Consider the following 19,166-nt stretch of genomic DNA (forward strand, 5'->3'; position numbering starts at 1 on the left):
GTCGGAGCCGGGACGCTGCGCCCGCCTCCGGGGGCCGCGCGCGACCGTCCGTACCACCTGCCGACGCGACAGGGTCCCGCCGCACAGCCCCGGGGCCGAAGGAGGCGTGACATGCCGGCCCGCCCATCCCCCTCGCCCCGGGCCCTCACCAGGGACGCCTGCCCCCACGGCACGTGGGAAGTGGTCCGCGGACGGCCCCATCCGCAGCTCAGGCCGGGTGTGCGCGGGTACCGGGGCCACCGCATGGACCTCGGGTACGGCCGCCGCCGGCTGGAGGTGCCGGACGCCTGCGTCTCGCTGGTCTTCAACCTCGCCGACCCGGTGTGGGTGACGCTCGGCACGCGCCTCGACGCGACCGCCCGCCCCTACACCGCGCTCGTCTCCGGCCTCCAGACCCGGCCCACGCTCGGTGAACACGCGGGCCGGGTGGAGGGCGTGGAGGTCCTCCTCGCGCCGTGGGCGGCGTTCGGGCTCCTGGGACAGCCCATGAGCGACCTGGCCGACCGGATGGCCGATCCGGTCGAACTCCTCGGCCGGCGGGCCGACCTGCTGGCCGAGGCCCTGTACGAAGCGGTGGGATGGGAAGCGCGCTTCGCCCTGCTGGACGCTGCCCTCCGCACCTGGACGGAGGCGGCCCGTGCGTGCGCCGCCGCGCCGCTGCGGCGTGCGTGGGGGGAGTTGGTCCGCAGCGGCGGCTGCCTGCCCGTCGAGGAACTGGCCGTACGCAGCGGCCGCGGCAAGCGGCGGCTGGAGTACCTCTTCCGGGAGCAGATCGGTCTGACGCCGAAGACCGCGGCGCGCGTGCTGCGTTTCCAGCGCACGCTGTGGCTGGTCGACCACGGCGGCCGCCCGCTCGCCGACGTGGCCGTCGCCTGCGGGTTCAGCGACCAGGCCCACATGAACCGGGAGTTCAAGGCGATGAGCGGGCGCACGCCGCGGCGGTTCCGCTCGGAGCGGGGCGCCGCCCTGCCCGGCGACCCGGCCGGGGTGGACCGGGTGACCGGGCAGGTCACCAGCATCGTGCTGCCCGACCGGTTCAGTCGATCTTGATGGAGCTGACCCGGTTGTCCCAGCCGCTGCGCATCGAGTCCTCGATGTGGTTCGGCCCGGTGTTGCCGGGGTACCAGTACCCGCCGCCGCCCGGGTTCTCGGCGAGGTGCGCCGTGCAGGCCCCGGTCCAGTAGGAGGACGTGGAGTTGTCGAAGTTGTAGGCGGAGAGGTTCTGCCAGTACCCGCGGTCGTAGAACTTCAGGTCGCGGCCCCCCTTGCCCGTGTACTGGTACAGGTCCAGCGGTGTGGAGCAGGCGGCGAGGACCTGCCGCGTCGTGGCGGTGGCGCGCAACTGCGCTGCCCGCGCCTCCTGTTCGGAGGCGGTACGGAAGCACTCCACCGCCCCGCGCCCCTGCCACACCATGCAGACCCTGGCCTCGCCCCAGTCCCCGGACAGGTCCAGGGTCCGCCCCTCGAACGAGGCGTACCGGGCCGTGGCGTCCGCCGCGGGGCCGGTGGCCGCTCCGGCGGGTGCACCGAGGAGCACGGAGGCCGCGAGCGTTCCCACCGCGACGACGCCCAACGCCGCCTTGCGCGTATCTGACACGGAATGCGTCCCTTCACGAGGTACCGCCCGGCATCTGCCGGGCAGCCCCCATCCTGGAACCCCCGCCGCCCCGCGTTCTTGAACAAACGCGCACCCCGCTGCGTCAGAACGCGTAGACCGGGTTGCCGTTCAGCGTCGCGGACATCGCGCACGCGTTGGGGAAGGTGTGCTTCCACGCGACGTGGGCCCCGCGCCACACGCCGTCCGCCGTGACGGTGACGGGGTCGTAGTGCATCGGACAGGCCCGGTCCGGGTTCGGCGCGGCCAGCAGGCGGTTGAACTCGCCGCCGGTGGCGTTGAGGGCGTCGCACGCGGCCCTGGGGGCGGGGTGCGTGCCCTCCGCGGTGTAGGCGCAGCTGAGGACGGTGGCCCGCAGGACCGTACCGGCGGCGGCGTTGTCGCCCTGGGTGATGGTGAACACCATGGCGGAGGGGGCGTACAGGCTCTCGGGGCTCGCCTCCGCCACACCCGTGGCGCCGGCGAGGCAGAGGAGAGCTGCGGCGGAGACGGTGGCTATGCGGTGACGCATGAGAGGACTCACTTTCGATTCGAAGGTAATTTGGGGCGCTGTGGCTTTCATGTAGCGCTCAACTGGGGCTGAGCCTGCCAGGCATGAAGGACAGCCGCACATCGGCGGTCGATTTACGGACAGTTGGTTCGCATATCGGAGCGGAGGGGCGTCTTCGCGCAGCTCGCGCCGGGTGTTCGCAGGCCCGCGCCCCGCGGGAGCCCGCCGCGTCGACCGGCGTGACCCCGCCTCCTGTACCTCCTGCCCAGGTGACGGCCACTCACGGTTCACCGGACGTCTCCTCAGAGTGACCGGATCGATGCGGTTCGGCCCCCGCGCGGGGACCGAACCCCGGCGGCCCCACCGATGGCCCACCCGGATTGCGGCCGCCGGGGCGGGGGTGGTGGGCTGGCCGGGGTGACCGCACGGCCGACCGGGGCCGGCACGCGGCCCCCGGCGAGCGGAGACGCGTCGTGGCCAAGGCCTATCTGGTGGGTGCGGGCATCGCTTCCCTGTCGGCGGCGGCGCTGCTGATCCGGGAGGGCGGGTTCGCGGGCGGCGACATCACCGTCCTGGAGGCCCAGGACCGCACCGGCGGAAGCCTCGACGCGGCGGGCGACCCGGAGACCGGCTACACCATGCGCGGCGGGCGGATGTTCGAGCTGCACTTCGAGTGCACCTACGACCTGCTGCGCTCGATCCCCTCCCTCGACAGGCCGGACGTCTCGGTCACCGAGGACACGTTCGCCTTCCACGAGGACTTCGCCTGGAACGACAAGGCCCGCCTCGTCGACGCCGCCGGCCGCCGTGTCGACACCCGTTCCATGGGCTTCTCCGAGCGTGACCGGCTCGACCTGGTGGCGTGCGTGGCGACCCCCGAATCGCGCCTCGACGGCAAGCGCATCTCCGACTGCTTCGCTCCGGAGTTCTTCACCACCAACTTCTGGTTCATGTGGTGCACGACCTTCGCCTTCGAGCCCTGGCACTCGGCAATCGAGTTCCGGCGCTACCTCAACCGGTTCGTCCACCTGTTCAAGACCTTCGACACCATGTCCGGCATCTACCGCACGCGCTTCAACCAGTACGACTCGATCGTGCGCCCGCTGCGGGCCTGGCTGCGGAGCCAGGGCGTCACCTTCGCGATGAACACCACCGTCACCGATGCCGGGTTGGCCGAAGGCGAGGGCGTCACCGTCACCTCCCTCACCTGCACGCGCGGCGGCACGACCGAGCGGATCCCCGTCGCCCCCGAGGACCTGGTGTTCGTCACCAACGGCTCGATGACCGCCCGCTCGGCCCTCGGATCCACCGACACCGCCGCCGTACCGGACACCTCGGTCCCCGACGCATCGTGGCTGCTGTGGCACGCCCTGGCGGCCAAACGCCCCCACCTGGGCGACCCTTCGGTGTTCGACTCCTCCGTCGCGGACTCCACCTGGGGGTCCTTCACCGTCACCACCCGGGACCCGACCTTCTTCAAGGCCATGGAGGAGTTCTCGGGGAGCGAGGCCGGCAAGGGCGGACTGATCACCTTCAAGGACTCCTCCTGGCTGCTCACCATCGTGCTCAACCACCAGCCGCACTTCCACGAACAGCCGCAGGACACCTACGTCTGGTGGGGCTACGCACTGTTCCCGGACAAGGCCGGCGACCACGTGGGCAAGACGATGGCGCGGTGCACGGGCCGCGAGGTGCTGACCGAGGTGCTGGGACACCTGCGGCTCGCCCAGAGCGGGCAGATCCTGGAGTCGTCCGTCGTACGGCCGGCCCTGATGCCGTACATCACCAGCCAGTTCCTCGTCCGCAAGGCCGGCGACCGGCCCGACGTCGTCCCCGAGGGATCCACCAACCTGGCCTTCATCGGCCAGTACGCCGAAGTACCCGACGATGTGGTGTTCACCGTCGAGTACTCGGTCCGCACCGCCTGGACCGCCGTGGCCGGCCTGCTCCACCTCGACCGGCGGCCCCCGCCGGTCCACAAGGGAGCCCACGACCCGAAGGTCCTGCTCGAAGCCCTGCACACGATGCACCGCCGCTGACTCCGGCGCCTCGAGACGGCTGACGGCCCACGCGCCACCGGCAGGGCGTCTCACCTTTTCGTCCGAATGACGGACACGGCTCGCCGGTGGGAGACCGCGCGTCCTAGGGTGGCCGGTGCAGCTGGTTCGCCCCGTCCGCCAGGCGGGATGCGTCGTAAGAGGGAACCCGGTGGGAATCCGGGACTGCCCCGCAGCGGTGAGCGGGAACGACCGCCGTCATACGCACTGGGACCGGACAACGGTCCTGGGAAGCGACGGCCACTAGGTGCCCGCCGGGAGACCGGCAGGCGTGCCCGCGAGTCCGAAGACCTGCCCGTTGCCCGCACGCGGACGAATTCCGCATGCGGACATCCCGGTGACCTCGTGGGCGGGTCGGCGTACACAGCGAGCGGCACGTGCGGTGTTCCCTCCCGCGGCGTGGTCCGCGCGTTCTGTCGTCCCTTCGCGTCCGCGTCCCGTCGTCCGGGATGTTCTGGACACATCTCGCGAAGGAGAGTTCCGTGACAGCGAAGCCCGCAGCCGCGGCAGCACGAGCCACCGTGTACGGCTACCCCCGCCAGGGACGGGGCCGCGAACTGAAGAAGGCCGTCGAGGGCTACTGGAAGGGCCTCGTCACCGCCGACGCCCTCCGGGAGACCGCGGCCGGCCTGCGCCGTTCGAACTGGCAGCAGCTGGCCGACGCCGGCATCACCGAGGTGCCGACCGGTGACTTCTCGTACTACGACCACGTCCTGGACACCAGCGTCATGGTCGGCGCCGTCCCCGAGCGGCACCGCGCGGCGGTCGCCGCCGACGCCCTCGACGGCTACTTCGCGATGGCCCGAGGCACCCAGGACGCCGCCCCGCTCGAGATGACCAAGTGGTTCGACACCAACTACCACTACCTGGTCCCCGAGCTCGGCCCGGACACCGTCTTCACCGCCGATTCCACCCGGCAGGTCGCCGAGCTGGAGCAGGCCCTCGGGCTCGGGCACACGGCCCGCCCGGTCCTGGTCGGCCCCGTCACCTACCTGCTGCTGGCCAAGCCCGCCCCGGGCGTGGCCGCCGACTTCCAGCCGCTGACCCTGCTCGACCGGCTGCTGCCCGTCTACGCCCGGGTCCTGGCCGACCTGCGGGCCGCCGGCGCCGAGTGGGTGCAGCTGGACGAGCCCGCCCTGGTCCAGGACCGCACCCCGGCCGACCTGAACGCCGCCGCCCGCGCCTACCGCGAGCTCGGCGCGCCGACCGACCGCCCCAAGGTGCTCGTCGCCTCGTACTTCGACCGGCTCGGCGACGCCCTCCAGGTGCTGGCCGCGGCCCCCGTCGAAGGCCTCGCCCTCGACTTCACGGGCCGCGGCGCCGCGAACCTCGCCGACCTCGCCGCGGTCGGCGGACTGCCCGGCAAGCGGCTCGTCGCCGGCGTGGTCGACGGACGCAACATCTGGATCAACGACCACCAGAAGTCCCTGACCACCCTCGGCACCCTCCTGGGTCTCGCCGGCCGGGTGGACGTCGCGGCGTCCTGCTCGCTCCTGCACGTCCCACTCGACGCGAGTGCCGAACGCGACATCGATCCGCAGGTCCGGCGCTGGCTCGCCTTCGCCCGCCAGAAGACCGCCGAGATCGCCACCCTGGCCCGCGGACTCGCCAAGGGCACCGGCGCCATCGCGGCCGAACTCGCCGCCAACCGGGCCGACCTGGCCTCCCGCGCCGGCTCCGCCATCACCCACGACCCCGCCGTGCGCGCCCGTACCGCCGCGATCACCGACGCCGACGGACGGCGCTCTCAGCCCTACGCACAGCGGACCGCGGCCCAGCGCGCCCTCCTCGGGCTGCCCCTGCTGCCGACGACGACCATCGGCTCCTTCCCCCAGACGAACGAGCTGCGCACCGCCCGCGCCGACCTGCGGGCCGGCCGCATCGACACGGCCGGTTACGAGGAGCGGATCAAGGACGAGATCCGCGAGGTGCTCTCCTTCCAGGAGAAGACCGGGATCGACGTCCTGGTGCACGGTGAGCCCGAACGCGACGACATGGTGCAGTACTTCGCCGAGCGGCTCACCGGCTACCTGGCCACCCGGCACGGCTGGGTGCAGTCGTACGGCACCCGCTACGTCCGGCCCCCGGTCCTGGCCGGGGACGTCTCCCGCCCGGAGCCGATGACCGTGCGCTGGACCGCGTACGCCCGGTCGCAGACGGCCAAGCCGGTCAAGGGGATGCTGACCGGCCCGGTCACCATGCTCGCCTGGTCCTTCGTACGGGACGACCAGCCCCTCGGGGAGACCGCCCGCCAGGTGGCCCTCGCCCTGCGCGACGAGGTCGACGACCTGGAGGCCGCCGGCACTCCGGTCATCCAGGTCGACGAACCCGCCCTGCGCGAGACCCTGCCGCTGCGCGCGGCGGACCGCGCGGAGTACCTCGCCTGGGCCACCGAGTCCTTCCGGCTCACCACCGGCGGTGCAAGGCCGGACACCCAGATCCACACGCACATGTGCTACGCGGAGTTCGGCGACGTCGTCCAGGCCATCGACGACCTCGACGCCGACGTCATCAGCCTGGAGGCGGCCCGCTCCCACATGCAGGTCGCCGGCGAACTGGCCCGGCACGGCTACCCCCGCGAGGCCGGCCCGGGCGTCTGGGACATCCACTCCCCCCGCGTCCCGAGCGCCGCGGAAGCGGCGGCCCTGCTCCGCGAAGGACTCGCGGCCATCCCCGCCGAACGGCTGTGGGTCAACCCCGACTGCGGCCTGAAGACCCGCGGCTGGCCCGAGACCCGCGCCTGCCTGGAAAACCTCGTCGCGGCCGCGCGCGAGGTGCGCGCGGAGCTCACGGGCGACGGCTCCTGACCCAGGAGTTCCGGGTCGGACGCCCGACGGGCGTCCGACCCGGGCCCGGGAGGCCGTCGGCCGTCGAGGAGCCTTCGGGCGTCACTGCGCGCGGTCGGCCACCTGGTACGGGACGAAGGTGCTGCTGTTCTCGTCGACGGCGAGCGGACGCCCGAGCGGGGGCACCGCGCGCTGCGGGCAGTCCAGGCGCTCGCACAGCCGGCAGCCCATGCCGATGGGCGTGTCGGCCGAGGTGTTGTCCAGGTCGAGGCCGTCGGAGTAGACGAGCCGCGAGGCGTGCCGGATCTCGCAGCCCAGCCCGATCGCGAAGGTCTTGCCCGGCTCGCCCCAGCCGCCGCGATGGCGGGTGACGGCGCGGGCGGTCCACAGGTGGCGCTGCCCGTCGGGCATGGCGGCGACCTGGACGTGGATGCGGCCGGGTGCGGCGAAGGCCTCGTAGATGTTCCACAGCGGGCAGGTGCCTCCCGCCCGGGAGAAGTGGAACCCGGTCGCGGACTGCCGCTTGGACATGTTCCCGGCCCGGTCGACGCGGACGAAGGAGAACGGCACCCCGCGCAGCCTGGGCCGCTGGAGGGTGCTGAGGCGGTGGCAGACCGTCTCGTATCCCAGTCCGAACCGGTCGGTGAGCCGCTCGATGTCGTAGCGGAATTCCTCGGCGGCGGCGTGGAAGGCCCGGTACGGGAGGATCAGGGCCGCGGCGAAGTAGTTGGCGATGCCGATCCGGGCCAGGCCGTGCGCGGTGGAGCCGGCAGGGAAGTCCTGCGAGGCGCACCGGTCCAGCTCGTCGGCGTGCTCCAGCAGGGCGAGCTGCGTCGCCATCCGGAACGCCTGCTGCCCCGGCCGCAGCCGGGCGGACAGGTGCAGCGTCCGGCTCCGTTCGTCGTAGCGGTGCAGCCGGTCGCAGTCGGCGCTCACCCGCACCCCGTGCGCGTCGGAGAGCCGCGCGGACAGGGCCCGGACCACCTCTCCGGGGCGGATCCGGATCGCGTTGGCCAGTTCCTCGGCGGCGAGGTCGGTGTCGTGGAGGTAGTTCTGGCGGCGGTAGAAGAACTCCCGGATCTCCTCGTGGGCGGAGCGCGGAACGGCTCCTGCGGCCCCTGCGGCGCCGCCGGCCGCACCCGGCACCGCGTCCCGCCCGTCCTGCGCGCCGGCCAGGCTCTCGGCCAGGACCTGCGAACGCCGTCCGAGGTCCAGCAGCACCCGGGCGACCGCCGGCATCCGCGAGGCCAGCTCGGCGAGGTCGGAGGCCGAGACCCGGGCCTCGGCGACCTCTCCGGCCAGCGCCTCGCGCAGGTCCGCGACGAGGCGGCCGGTGTCCCGCTCCGAGAAGAAGCCCGGATCGACCCCGAAGGCTTCCGTCAGCCGCAGCAGCACGGGAACGGTGAGCGGGCGGGAGTCGTGCTCCATCTGGTTCAGGTAACTGGGCGAGATGGCGAGGACCCTGGCCAGATCGACCTGGCTCATCCGCCGCTCCTCGCGCAGCCTGCGCAGCCGCGCGCCCGCGTACGTCTTGCCCACCGAACCTCCCCTGGTGCCGAGCGGCCAGCCTATGCGCACAACCGCCCCGTACGGCCTTCGCATCCTTGGCAAAACCTCGCGAAAAGATGCGCAGAACTTGGCATGCGTCCCTGATTGATGGCACTGGGTGTCACTGGGAGAGTCGTCCTGCGGCCCGCCGGACCAGGCGGCACGGACAGAACCAACGGGGCCCGATTCACGCCCTGATATCGGAGATCCCGGCAGGTTCCGACAGGTGGTGCGGCAACATTGCTCAGCTCGTTCCACACCCGGCGACGGTGGGCCGCGATCTCACAGATGGCACCTGGTGCCAACACTTCGCACCTTTGACGTGCGGAGGCATTTCCGAACGACTCATGGAGACGGTGACGGTCATGGCAGACACGACGAACACGACGGCGGCGGCAGCGGACCTCGCCGAGCGCTGGGCGAGCGACCCGCGCTGGGCCGGCATCGAGCGGACGTACTCCGCCGAGGACGTGGTCCGCCTGTCGGGCAGCGTCCGCGAGGAGCACACCCTGGCCCGGCGCGGCGCCGAGCGCCTGTGGCGACAGCTCCACGAGCAGGACTACGTCCACGCGCTGGGCGCCCTCACCGGCGGCCAGGCGGTCCAGCAGGTCCGGGCCGGGCTGCAGGCCGTCTACCTCTCCGGCTGGCAGGTCGCCGCCGACGCCAACCAGGCCGGCCACACCTACCCGGACCAGAGCCTCTACCCGGTCAACTCCGTTCCCCAGGTGGTCCGCCGGATCAACAACGCGCTGTTGCGCGCCGACCAGATCGCCACCGCCGAGGGCGGCGCCGACACGAGGGACTGGCTCGCGCCCATCGTCGCCGACGCCGAGGCCGGCTTCGGCGGACCGCTGAACGCCTTCGAACTCACCAAGGCGATGATCGCGGCGGGCGCGGCCGGCATCCACTACGAGGACCAGCTGGCCTCCGAGAAGAAGTGCGGCCACCTCGGCGGCAAGGTCCTCGTCCCCACCTCGCAGCACATCCGCACCCTGAACGCGGCCCGCCTGGCCGCCGACATCGCGGACACCCCGACGCTGATCATCGCCCGTACCGACGCGCTCGCGGCCACTTTGCTGACCAGCGACGTCGACGAGCGCGACGCGGAGTTCTGCACGGGCGAGCGCACCGCCGAGGGCTTCTACCACGTGCGGAACGGCATGGCCCCGGTGATCGCCCGCGGGCTGGCCTACGCCCCGAACGCCGACCTGATCTGGGTGGAGACCGGCACCCCGGACCTGGCCCAGGCCCGCGAGTTCGCCGAGGCGATCCACGCGCGGTACCCGGACCAGATGCTGGCGTACAACTGCTCGCCGTCCTTCAACTGGAAGGCGGCCCTGGACGACGACCAGATCGCCAAGTTCCAGCGCGAGCTGGGCGCGATGGGCTACCGCTTCCAGTTCATCACCCTCGCCGGCTTCCACTCCCTCAACCACGGGATGTTCGACCTGGCCCGCGGCTACGCCGAGCACGGCATGACGGCGTACGTCGACCTCCAGGAGCGCGAGTTCGCCGCCCAGGCGCAGGGCTTCACGGCCGTCAAGCACCAGCGCGAGGTCGGCACCGGCTACTTCGACCTCGTGTCCACCGCCGTCAACCCGGCCTCCTCCACCACCGCGCTCGCCGGCTCCACCGAGGAAGAGCAGTTCCACTAGGAACCCCCGTGCGGGCGGGGCGCCCGCGTACGCGCGGTACCCGGGCGGGGTGCCCGCCTACGCGCGGTACCCGGGGGCCCCGCCCCGCCCCCGGTCGTCCCGTGTCCCCCGAGGGCCCGGACCCGCCTTCGTCCCGCCCTCCCCTCTCCCGGAGGAGACCCGCATGTCCACCCACGCACCGACCCGCCACGTCGAGGTCCTCGCAACGCCGGGCGACCGCCATGAAGAGATCCTGACCCCCGGGGCCCTGGAGTTCATCGCGCGGCTCGACGCCGCGTTCCACTCCCGGCGCCTGGAGGTCCTAAGGGAGCGCATCCGCCGCTCCACCCACCTGGCCGGCGGCACCCCCCTCGTCTTCCCCCTCGCCACCCGCGCGATCCGGCACGACGCCGCGTGGAGGGCCGCGCCGCCGGCGCCGGGTCTCACCGACCGCCGCGTCGAGATCACCGGACCGCCGGACCGCCGGATGGCGGTGAACGCCCTCAACTCCGGGGCCCGGGTCTGGATGGCCGACCTCGAGGACGCCACCTCGCCCACCTGGGACAACGTCATCGGCGGCCAGCTGACCCTGCTCGACGTGATCGAGAGGCGGATCGACTTCACCACCCCGGAGGGCAAGGAGTACCGGCTCGGGCCGGACCTCGCGACCATCATGGTCCGCCCGCGCGGCTGGCACCTCCTCGAAGAACACCTGGAGGTCGGCGGCCGGCCCGTGTCCGCCTCGCTCGTGGACTTCGGCCTGTACTTCTTCCACTGCGCGCAGCGGCAGATCGACGCCGGCCACGGCCCGTACTTCTACCTCCCCAAGCTGGAGAACCGGTACGAGGCCCGCCTCTGGAACGACATCTTCCTCTTCGCCCAGGACCTGCTCGGCATCCCGCGCGGTACCGTGCGCGCCACGGTCCTGATCGAGACGATCACCGCCGCGTTCGAGATGGAGGAGATCCTCTACGAACTGCGCGAGCACAGCGCCGGGTTGAACGCCGGCCGCTGGGACTACCTCTTCAGCCTCATCAAGACCTTCGGCCACCGCACCGATTTCCAGCTCCCCGACCGGTCCTCGGTCACCATGACCGCCCCCTTCATGCGGGCGTACACCGAGCTGCTCGTCCGCACCTGCCACAAGCGCGGCGCGCATGCCATCGGCGGCATGGCCGCCCAGGTCCCGGGCAAGGACGCAGGGGCCGACGCGGCCTCCCTCGCCAGGGTCCGGCTCGACAAGGAACGCGAGGCCGAGGACGGCTTCGACGGCTCCTGGGTCGCCCACCCCCGGCTCGTCCCCGTCTGCCGCGACGTCTTCGACGGCGTCCTGGGAGAGCGGCCGAACCAGCTGGAGCGGACGCGCGAGGACGTCGAAGTCGCCTCCCACGACCTGCTGTCGGTCCGCAGGATCGCCGCCCCGCCGACCGCCGAGGGCATCCGCTCCAACGTGGCCGTCGCACTGCGCTACTTCGACGCCTGGCTGCGCGGGCGCGGGGCGGTCGCCCTGTCGGGGCTGATGGAGGACGCGGCCACCGCCGAGATCGCCCGCGTCCAGATCTGGCAGTGGCTGCGCCACGGCAGGGCGGAGCGCTCCGCGGTCCTCGACTTCCTCGACGCCGAATGCGGGGCGCTGGCGCAGGAGGACCCGCAGGCCCTGGTCGCCGAAGCCCGCGAGGTCTTCGTGAACACCGCCCTCGCCCCCGGCCTGCCCGCCTTCTTCACCCCCGAGGCCTACACCCGCCACCTCGTCCGCCGGACGGAGGCCCGCTCGTGAGTACCCCGATCCGCCGGGTCGGCGTCGTCGGGGGCGGCCAGATGGGCTCGGGCATCGCCGAGGTGTGCGCCCGCGCCGGCCTCGACACCGTCGTCTGCGAGGCCGACGCCACCGCCGCGCGCGGCGCCCGGGAGCGCGTCGCCGTCTCCCTCGAACGCGCCGTCCAGCGCGGGAAGCTGGACCGGATCCCCGCCGAGGACGCGCTGGCCCGGACGGTCTTCACCGGCGACCTGGAGGACCTCGCCGACCGGCAGCTGGTCATCGAGGCCGTCGTCGAGAACGCCGAGGCGAAGACCGGGATCTTCACCGCGCTCGACAAGATCGTGGAGGACCCGGGGGCCGTCCTCGCCTCCAACACCTCCGCCATCGCGATCATGCGCCTCGGCATGGCGACCGGCCGCGCCGACCGTGTGCTGGGCCTGCACTTCTTCAACCCCGTACCGGTCCTGCCGCTGGTGGAGATCGTCTCCTCGCTGCACACCACCACGGGCACCGTCGAGACGATGGAGGGCTTCGTCCGGGACACGCTCGGCAAGACCGCGATCCGCTCGCAGGACCGGTCCGGGTTCGTCGTCAACGCCCTCCTCGTCCCGTACCTGCTGTCGGCGATCCGCATGGCGGAGTCCGGCCACGCCAGTGCCGCGGACATCGACGACGGCATGGTGCTCGGCTGCGCCCACCCCATGGGCCCGCTGAAGCTCGCCGACCTCATCGGCCTCGACACCGTCGCCGCCATCGCGGAATCCCTCTACGCCGAGTTCAAGGAACCCCTCTACGCCCCGCCGCCGCTCCTGCTGCGGATGGTCCAGGCGGGCCTGCTGGGCCGCAAGGCGGGCCGCGGGTTCCACACGTACGACCGGGACTGAGGGGTCCCGGTCCGCCGCCCGGGCAGAGGGTGCCCGGCAGCCGGGGAAAGGCGGGGCGTGACGAGTGGTGTCGTCACGCCCCGCCGTGCTGCCCGCGTCGGCGGTCCGGATCGGAGTTCGCGGCCACGCTCCGCTCTCCAGGCCGTACGATGCGTTCTGCTCCGGCCCACCACGGCCGGGGATCACAACCGAATGCACGCACGACTGGGGGAAGCCGGTGGGAATCCGGCGCTGACCTGCAACCGTGAACGGCCGTCGTCGCATTCTTCTGGCCCTTCCTCGTCACCGAGACGGTCTCCTTCGTCCTCGTCCTGGCCGGCCTGGTCTACGGCCCGGGCTTCAGTTCCACCGCCACCTCGCCTTCGACCTCGCGACCTCCCTCGGCTGGGACACCGGGCGCGCGGTCACCAACTTCGTCTGCATCACCCTCGCGGGCCAGGCCGTCCTCACCACGTTCCGCCGCGCGGCCCGCAAGGCGCGCTTCCAGGCTCCCGTCCGCTTCGACCCCGCCCCGCCTCCGATCGGGGGAAAGTCGGCCGCGGGAGGAAACGGCGGGAGTTCGTAAGGGGAGCAATAGATCCATGACCGTTACCGCGAGCATCGACTCGACTCGCCCCGTGGCCACGCTCATCAACGTCTTCACGGTGGCGCCCGAGCGCCAGCAGGAGCTGATCGCCCTGCTGGCCCAGGCCACCGAGGAGACGATGAAGCACCAGCCCGGCTTCATCTGCGCCAACTTCCACGCCAGCCAGGACGGGCAGAGCGTGATCAATTACGCCCAGTGGGAGTCGGAGCAGCACTACCGCGCCATGCTGGCCAACCCCAAGGCCCGCGTCCACATGGACCAGGCGGCCACCATCGCCAGTGACGTCCAGCCCCGCCTGTTCCACGTCGTCTCCACCCACCCCAAGGGCTAGACGTCCCGACCGTCCCGGCCGACGGGGTGCACGGGGGCCGGGTTCGGCGCACGCTGGAGCAGGCAGACATCGAGGTGAGGCCGGTGGCCGGGACACGAACCCCGCAGCGTCCGTCCAGCGCGCAGCGGCGCGTACTCGCTCCGCTGGCGCTCGCGCAGTTCATCTGCAGCTTCGCCGGGTCCAACATGAACGTGATGATCAACGACATCAGCGAGGACCTGGACACCACCGTGCAGGGTGTGCAGATCGCCATCACGATCTTCCTGCTGGTCATGGCCGCGCTGATGATCCCCGGCGGCAAGCTGACCGACCGCTACGGCCGCAAGCGCTGCCTCCTGGTCGGCCTCGTCGTCTACGGCGTCGGCGCCCTGCTGAGCGCCGCCGCCCCGGGCCTGGGCGTACTGATCCTCGGGAACTCGATCCTGGAGGGCATCGGAACGGCCCTGCTCATCCCGCCGGTCTACATCCTCACGACGCTCATCTTCACGGACCTGACCTCACGGGCCCGCGCCTTCGGCGTCATCATGGCGCTGGGCGGCATCGGCGCCGCCGCCGGGCCGCTGATCGGCGGGCTCATCACCTCGTGGCTGAGCTGGCGTGCGGCCTTCGTGTTCCAGGCCCTGGTCATCGTCGTGATCATCGTGCTGAGCCGGAACCTCGAGGACCCCCTGCCGCCCGATCCGACGCGCTCCTTCGACACCACCGGAGCGGTCCTGTCGGCGGCCGGGCTCGTCCTCCTCGTCATGGGCATCCTCGCGGCCGACAACAACGTCTGGCTCATGGTCGGGCTGCTCGTCCTGGGCTCCCTCGTGCTCCTCTGGTTCTTCCGGTCCGTACGGGCCAAGGAGCGGGCGGGCAAGGAACCCCTGCTGTCCACCAGCCTGTTCCGTGACCGCACCTCCAACCTGGGTCTCGTGACGCAGAACGTCCAGTGGCTGCTGCTGATGGGCTCCTCGTTCACCATCGCGGCCTACCTCCAGGTCGTGCGCGGCTACGACGCCGTCCAGACCGGCGTCATCTTCACCGCCGCCACGCTCGGCCTGCTCGCGTCCTCGCTCGCCGCCGAGCGCCTCGCAAAGCGCTGGTCCCAGCGGACCCTGATCATGACGGGTTTCGTGGTCACCGTCGCCGGCATCGTCATCCTGATCGCGATGGCGGGCGGCTCCCCGAACCCGTGGGCCCTGACTCCCGGACTCCTGCTGATCGGACTGGGCCTCGGCGTGATGCTCACCCCCTCGGTCAACGTCGTCCAGTCGAGCTTCCCCGAAGAGCGGCAAGGCGAGATCTCCGGCCTTTCCCGCAGCGTGTCGAACCTCGGTTCCTCCCTCGGCACGGCGATCGCCGGCACCATCCTCGTCTCCGGCCTCACCAGTGGTGCCTACGCCGCCGCGATGATCACGCTGGCCGTGATCGGGCTCGCCGGGCTCGCCGCCGCGGTGCTCCTTCCGCGGAAGCCTGCCCCGGGCGCGGCGCCGGGCCCCGCCCCCGGGCTCGCCACCCCGCCCTCGTCGTAGAGCGCGAGGAGGCCGCCGGTCCGCCTCCGTCGGCGTACGTCCGGAGGGCGATCTTGTCGAGTGGCGCACAGAATGACCACGAGGGACACGTCCCGATCCTGGCGGAGCGTCGGTCCGCACGGCGCTCGGCGCCGCCTGCCGCACCGGACCCGGACCGGAGAAGGGGTGACGGGTGATGTCGGACGAGAGAGCCGAACGCATCGCGGACTTCATCGAGCCGCTACGGGTACGGCCGGGGTCGAAGGTGCGCCTGGACCGGGACTTCGACCCGCGCTTCAAGGCCGGCATGAAGAAGCGGGAGGGCGCCGAGCTGCTGCGTACGGGGGTGTCCCTGCTCGCCGAGTACCAGGAGCGGCTCGCCGCCCAGGACACGTACGGCGTGGTGCTCTGTCTCCAGGCGCTCGACGCCGGGGGCAAGGACGGGACGATCCGTCACGTGATGAGCGGGGTCAACCCGCAGGGCGTGCGGGTCAGCAGCTTCAAGGTGCCGTCCGCCGAGGAACTCGACCACGACTACCTGTGGCGGTACGCCCGCCGGCTGCCCTCGCGCGGCGAGATCGCCATCTTCAACCGCTCGCACTACGAGGAGGTCCTCGTCGTACGGGTCCACCCCGAGGTCCTCCTCCGGCAGAAGCTTCCCGAGCACGTGCTCGGCGAGGACATCTGGGACCGGCGCTACCGGGAGATCAACCGCTGGGAGCGCTATCTCACGGACAACGGGTTCAAGGTGGTGAAGATCTTCCTGAACCTGTCCAAGGAGGAGCAGCGCACCCGCTTCCTGAAGCGGATCGACCTGCCGGAGAAGAACTGGAAGTTCTCCGCCGCCGACGTCCGGGAGCGGCGCCGGTGGGACGACTACCAGCACGCGTTCTCCGAGATGCTGTCCGCCACGAGCACGCGGTGGGCGCCCTGGTACGTGGTGCCGGCGGACCGGAAGTGGTTCGCGCGCATCTGCGCGGCGGCCGTCCTCGCGCACACATTGATGGAGATCGACCCGCAGTACCCCGAGGTGGCGCAGGAGGCGCGCAAGGACCTGCTCGTCACGAAGCGGGCCCTGGAGCGGGAGGCCCCGGCCGGGGCCCCGGCCGACCCGTACGCCGCCCGGCACGCTTCGGCGGACCGGCGCGGCGGGCACGGGAGGAAGCCGGGCGGGAAGCGCGGATAGCGACCCTCCTCGGACGGAGCGCGACCGGCCCGGATGCGTCCGCGGCCCCGGATCGGAGGCACAACCATGACGGTGCGGTCGGATTCCGCGGCGGAACAGCCCGGGGCTGCCGGGGACGGCTGGTACACGCGCTCGCCCGAGGAGGTCGTGGCGGCGTTCGGTGTCGATCCGTCGGCCGGTCTGTCCGCGGCGCGGGCCGCGGAACTCCTGGGCGCGCACGGCCCGAACGCGCTGCCCGAGGAGGCCCGTACGCCGGCCTGGCGGCGGTTCCTGGCGCAGTACCGCAGCTACATGCAGATCGTGCTCCTGGCCGCGGCGATCGTCTCGCTGGCCATCCGGGAGTGGACCACCGCCATCCTGCTGATCGTGCTGACCCTGCTGAACGCGGTCATCGGCCTGCGTCAGGAGGGCAAGGCCGAAAGCGCCATGAACGCGCTGAAGTCGATGATGAAGGCGACGGCGCGGGTGCGCAGGGACGGCCGGGAGGCCGAGATCCCCGCCGAACAGCTCGTCGACGGCGACGTCGTGCTGATCTCAGCCGGGGACCAGGTGCCGGCGGACGGGCGTCTCATCGAAGCCAGCGCCCTGCAGATCGACGAGTCGGCGCTCACCGGGGAGAGCGTTCCCGCCGCGAAGGACACCGGTGCGCTGGCGGGCAGGCGGCTGTCGCCCGGCGACCAGACCAACACGGCGTTCATGAACACGCCGGTCACCCACGGCAGCGGCGTCATGGTCGTCACCGCGACGGGCGCGGCCACGGAGCTCGGCAAGATCTCCGGAATGCTCTCGGCCACCGAGAAGGAAGTGCCGCCGCTCACCAAGGAACTCGACCGGCTGACCCTGTGGATCACGGCGGCGGCGGGCCTCACGATGATCGTGATGTTCGCCCTGGGACGCCAGCGGGACCAGGCGTGGGACGTCCTGTTCGTCAGCGCCGTGTCGCTGGCCATCGCCGCCATCCCCGAGGCGCTGCCGACGGTGACCCAGGCGATCCTGTCCGTCGGGAGCCTGAACCTGGCGAAGCGGCACGCCATCGTGAAGGAGCTGCCCTCGGTCGAGACGCTGGCGTTCACGTCCGCGATCAACTCGGACAAGACCGGCACCCTGACGATGAACCAGATGACCGCGGTCGAAGTGCTGAGCCCCACCGACCGGTACACCGTGTCGGGCACGGGCTACGGGCTGGAAGGGAAGGTCCACCACGCCGCCGGGTCCGCCGCGGGCATCGAGGACGCGATCCTGCCGTACGTGGTGGCCAGCGACGCCAAGCTGGTGGGCGGCAAGGTGGTGGGCGATCCCACCGAGGGCGCGCTGCTGGTTCTCGCGCACAAGGCCGGTCTGGACACCGACGCCACCCGGGACGCCCTTCCCCGGCTCGCCACCCTCCCGTTCGACCCCGAGTACAAGCTGATGGCCACCTTCCACTCGGCGGCCGACGCCTCCGGGCGGCAGGTGGTGCGCTGCTTCGTCAAGGGGGCGGCCCCGGCCGTGATGGCGCGGGCCGCCACCGCGCTCGCCGCCGGCGAAACGGTGCCGTGGGACGCCGGACTGCTCGGCCGGGCCGAGGCGGCGAGCGAGCGGATGGGCGGTGAGGGCCGCCGCGTGATGGCCGCGGCCACCCGTGACCTGGACCCGGCCGGCTTCGACCCGGAGGGCGACCTGCTCTCGTACGTCACCGATCTGCGGATGACCAGCCTCGTCGGCATGGTCGATCCGCCCCGCGAGGAGGCCAAGGCGGCGGTGGCCGACGCCCAGGCGGCGCACATCCGCGTCCGCCTGGTCACCGGGGACGACGTCACCACCGGGGCGGCGATCGCCCGGCAGATCGGCATCCCCGGCGAGGCCGTCCTCGGCGCCGACTTCGCCGCGATGAGCGAGGACGAGCAGCTCTCCCGCATCGAGGGCATCGGCGTGGTGGGGCGGGTCGCCCCCGAGCACAAGGTCCTGCTCGCGAACACGCTCAAGAAGAAGGGCGAGGTCGTGGCGATGACCGGGGACGGTGTCAACGACGCTCCCGCCATCAAGGCCGCGGACATCGGCATCGCCATGGGCAGCGGCACGGACGTGGCGAAGAACGCCGGCCGCATGATCCTCTCCGACGACAACTTCGCCACCATCGTCTACGCCGTGGAACAGGGCCGGACGATCTACGACAACCTCACCAAGTACATCCGGTTCGTGCTGCTCCTGCTGGTCACGTTCGTCCTGACCTTCCTCGGGGCCACCGTCTTCAACATCGCCGCGGGCGAGCCCTTCACCCCGCCGCAGGTGCTGTGGATCCACTTCGTCGTCAACGCCTCCTTCGGCTTCGCGCTCGGCTTCGACCGGGAGAGCGCCGGACTCATGCGGCGCAGGCCCCGCCCGCGCGGGGAATCGGTGCTCACGCGGCCCGTACTCGTCACGGTCGGACTGGGCGGGCTGGCGATCACCGTCCTCCTGCTCGGGCTGATCCAGCTCGGCCGGATCCGCTACGACAGCGTCGCCACGGGCCAGTCGATCGCGTTCACGGCCTTCTCGCTCTGTCTGATCGTGGCCGCGTTCGAATGCCGCAGCGAGACGGAGTCCGTGCTGACTCCCTCCACGTTCGACAGCAAGCAGATGAACTGGGTCGCCCTGGCCCAGTTCGTGCTCTCCGTGCTGGTGACGCAGATGGACGGCTTCCAGCGCATCCTCGGGACGACCGAGATCGACGCGCGGCAGTTCGGCTGGGCGCTGCTGTCCGCCCTCGTGCTCCTGGTGCTGTGGGAACTGGGCAAGTTCACGGCCCGCCGGGCCAGGACCGCCTGAGGAGGGCCCG

Annotated in this window: 13 protein-coding genes, 1 pseudogene and 1 riboswitch; of the genes and pseudogenes, 11 read left to right on the forward strand and 3 right to left on the reverse strand. The window is 71.9% G+C overall.

What is annotated here, in order from left to right:
- The first annotated feature begins 111 nt into the window (after positions 1 to 111).
- Positions 112 to 1,050 carry a helix-turn-helix domain-containing protein gene (locus ACFY1T_RS17630; RefSeq protein ID WP_390788942.1) on the forward strand — a complete coding sequence of 313 codons (939 nt, stop codon included), beginning with the start codon at positions 112 to 114 and terminating at the stop codon, positions 1,048 to 1,050.
- On the opposite strand, the gene ACFY1T_RS17635 is transcribed toward ACFY1T_RS17630, so the two are convergent.
- Entirely contained in the window at positions 1,037 to 1,597 is a 561-nt protein-coding gene (locus tag ACFY1T_RS17635; protein WP_390788943.1) for a hypothetical protein, read from the reverse strand. The two genes, ACFY1T_RS17630 and ACFY1T_RS17635, sit on opposite strands and share 14 nt — an antisense overlap.
- 103 nt (positions 1,598 to 1,700) lie before the next feature.
- The gene (locus ACFY1T_RS17640) at positions 1,701 to 2,126 is read right to left on the reverse strand and encodes a subtilase-type protease inhibitor (RefSeq protein ID WP_390788944.1); all 426 of its coding nucleotides are present in this window, start codon (positions 2,124 to 2,126) and stop codon (positions 1,701 to 1,703) included.
- A 452-nt stretch (positions 2,127 to 2,578) separates the two neighbouring features.
- Here ACFY1T_RS17640 and ACFY1T_RS17645 point away from each other — a divergent pair, with 452 nt between their 5' ends.
- The gene (locus ACFY1T_RS17645; RefSeq protein WP_390788945.1) at positions 2,579 to 4,144 is read left to right on the forward strand and encodes an oleate hydratase; all 1,566 of its coding nucleotides are present in this window, start codon (positions 2,579 to 2,581) and stop codon (positions 4,142 to 4,144) included.
- Positions 4,145 to 4,299: 155 nt separating this feature from the next.
- Positions 4,300 to 4,455: riboswitch (cobalamin riboswitch) on the forward strand.
- Between the two features lie 189 nt (positions 4,456 to 4,644).
- Positions 4,645 to 6,969, forward strand: coding sequence for a 5-methyltetrahydropteroyltriglutamate--homocysteine S-methyltransferase (gene metE, locus ACFY1T_RS17650; RefSeq protein ID WP_390788946.1), 2,325 nt, complete (start codon positions 4,645 to 4,647; stop codon positions 6,967 to 6,969).
- Positions 6,970 to 7,050: 81 nt separating this feature from the next.
- Here the strand turns inward: metE and ACFY1T_RS17655 are convergent, their stop codons facing one another.
- Complete coding sequence (locus ACFY1T_RS17655; protein ID WP_390788947.1) at positions 7,051 to 8,487, reverse strand: short-chain fatty acyl-CoA regulator family protein; 1,437 nt, start codon at positions 8,485 to 8,487, stop codon at positions 7,051 to 7,053.
- A 374-nt stretch (positions 8,488 to 8,861) separates the two neighbouring features.
- Here ACFY1T_RS17655 and aceA point away from each other — a divergent pair, with 374 nt between their 5' ends.
- The 8 genes and pseudogenes from aceA (at position 8,862) to ACFY1T_RS17695 (ending at position 19,156) form a co-directional block, all read left to right on the forward strand.
- A complete protein-coding gene (gene aceA / locus ACFY1T_RS17660) occupies positions 8,862 to 10,151 on the forward strand; it encodes an isocitrate lyase (protein ID WP_390788948.1) in 1,290 nt (429 codons plus the stop codon).
- Between the two features lie 163 nt (positions 10,152 to 10,314).
- Positions 10,315 to 11,907 carry a malate synthase A gene (gene aceB / locus ACFY1T_RS17665; protein WP_390788949.1) on the forward strand — a complete coding sequence of 531 codons (1,593 nt, stop codon included), beginning with the start codon at positions 10,315 to 10,317 and terminating at the stop codon, positions 11,905 to 11,907.
- Positions 11,904 to 12,773 carry a 3-hydroxybutyryl-CoA dehydrogenase gene (locus tag ACFY1T_RS17670; protein ID WP_390788950.1) on the forward strand — a complete coding sequence of 290 codons (870 nt, stop codon included), beginning with the start codon at positions 11,904 to 11,906 and terminating at the stop codon, positions 12,771 to 12,773. Before aceB ends, ACFY1T_RS17670 begins: the two co-directional genes overlap by 4 nt.
- 319 nt (positions 12,774 to 13,092) lie before the next feature.
- A pseudogene (locus ACFY1T_RS17675) lies at positions 13,093 to 13,338 on the forward strand (ECF transporter S component); the annotation flags it as partial.
- A gap of 16 nt (positions 13,339 to 13,354) precedes the next feature.
- Positions 13,355 to 13,690 carry an antibiotic biosynthesis monooxygenase family protein gene (locus ACFY1T_RS17680; RefSeq protein WP_390788951.1) on the forward strand — a complete coding sequence of 112 codons (336 nt, stop codon included), beginning with the start codon at positions 13,355 to 13,357 and terminating at the stop codon, positions 13,688 to 13,690.
- Between the two features lie 83 nt (positions 13,691 to 13,773).
- A complete protein-coding gene (locus ACFY1T_RS17685) occupies positions 13,774 to 15,204 on the forward strand; it encodes an MFS transporter (RefSeq protein WP_390788952.1) in 1,431 nt (476 codons plus the stop codon).
- 175 nt (positions 15,205 to 15,379) lie between these two features.
- Positions 15,380 to 16,369 (forward strand): polyphosphate kinase 2 family protein, encoded by a 990-nt coding sequence (locus ACFY1T_RS17690; RefSeq protein ID WP_390788953.1) that lies wholly within the window; start codon positions 15,380 to 15,382, stop codon positions 16,367 to 16,369.
- 66 nt (positions 16,370 to 16,435) lie between these two features.
- Complete coding sequence (locus ACFY1T_RS17695; RefSeq protein ID WP_390788954.1) at positions 16,436 to 19,156, forward strand: cation-translocating P-type ATPase; 2,721 nt, start codon at positions 16,436 to 16,438, stop codon at positions 19,154 to 19,156.
- The last annotated feature ends 10 nt before the right edge of the window (positions 19,157 to 19,166 follow it).

It is taken from the genome of Streptomyces sp. NPDC001194 (assembly GCF_042896985.1).
In the GTDB taxonomy this organism is placed as follows: Bacteria; Actinomycetota; Actinomycetes; order Streptomycetales; family Streptomycetaceae; genus Streptomyces.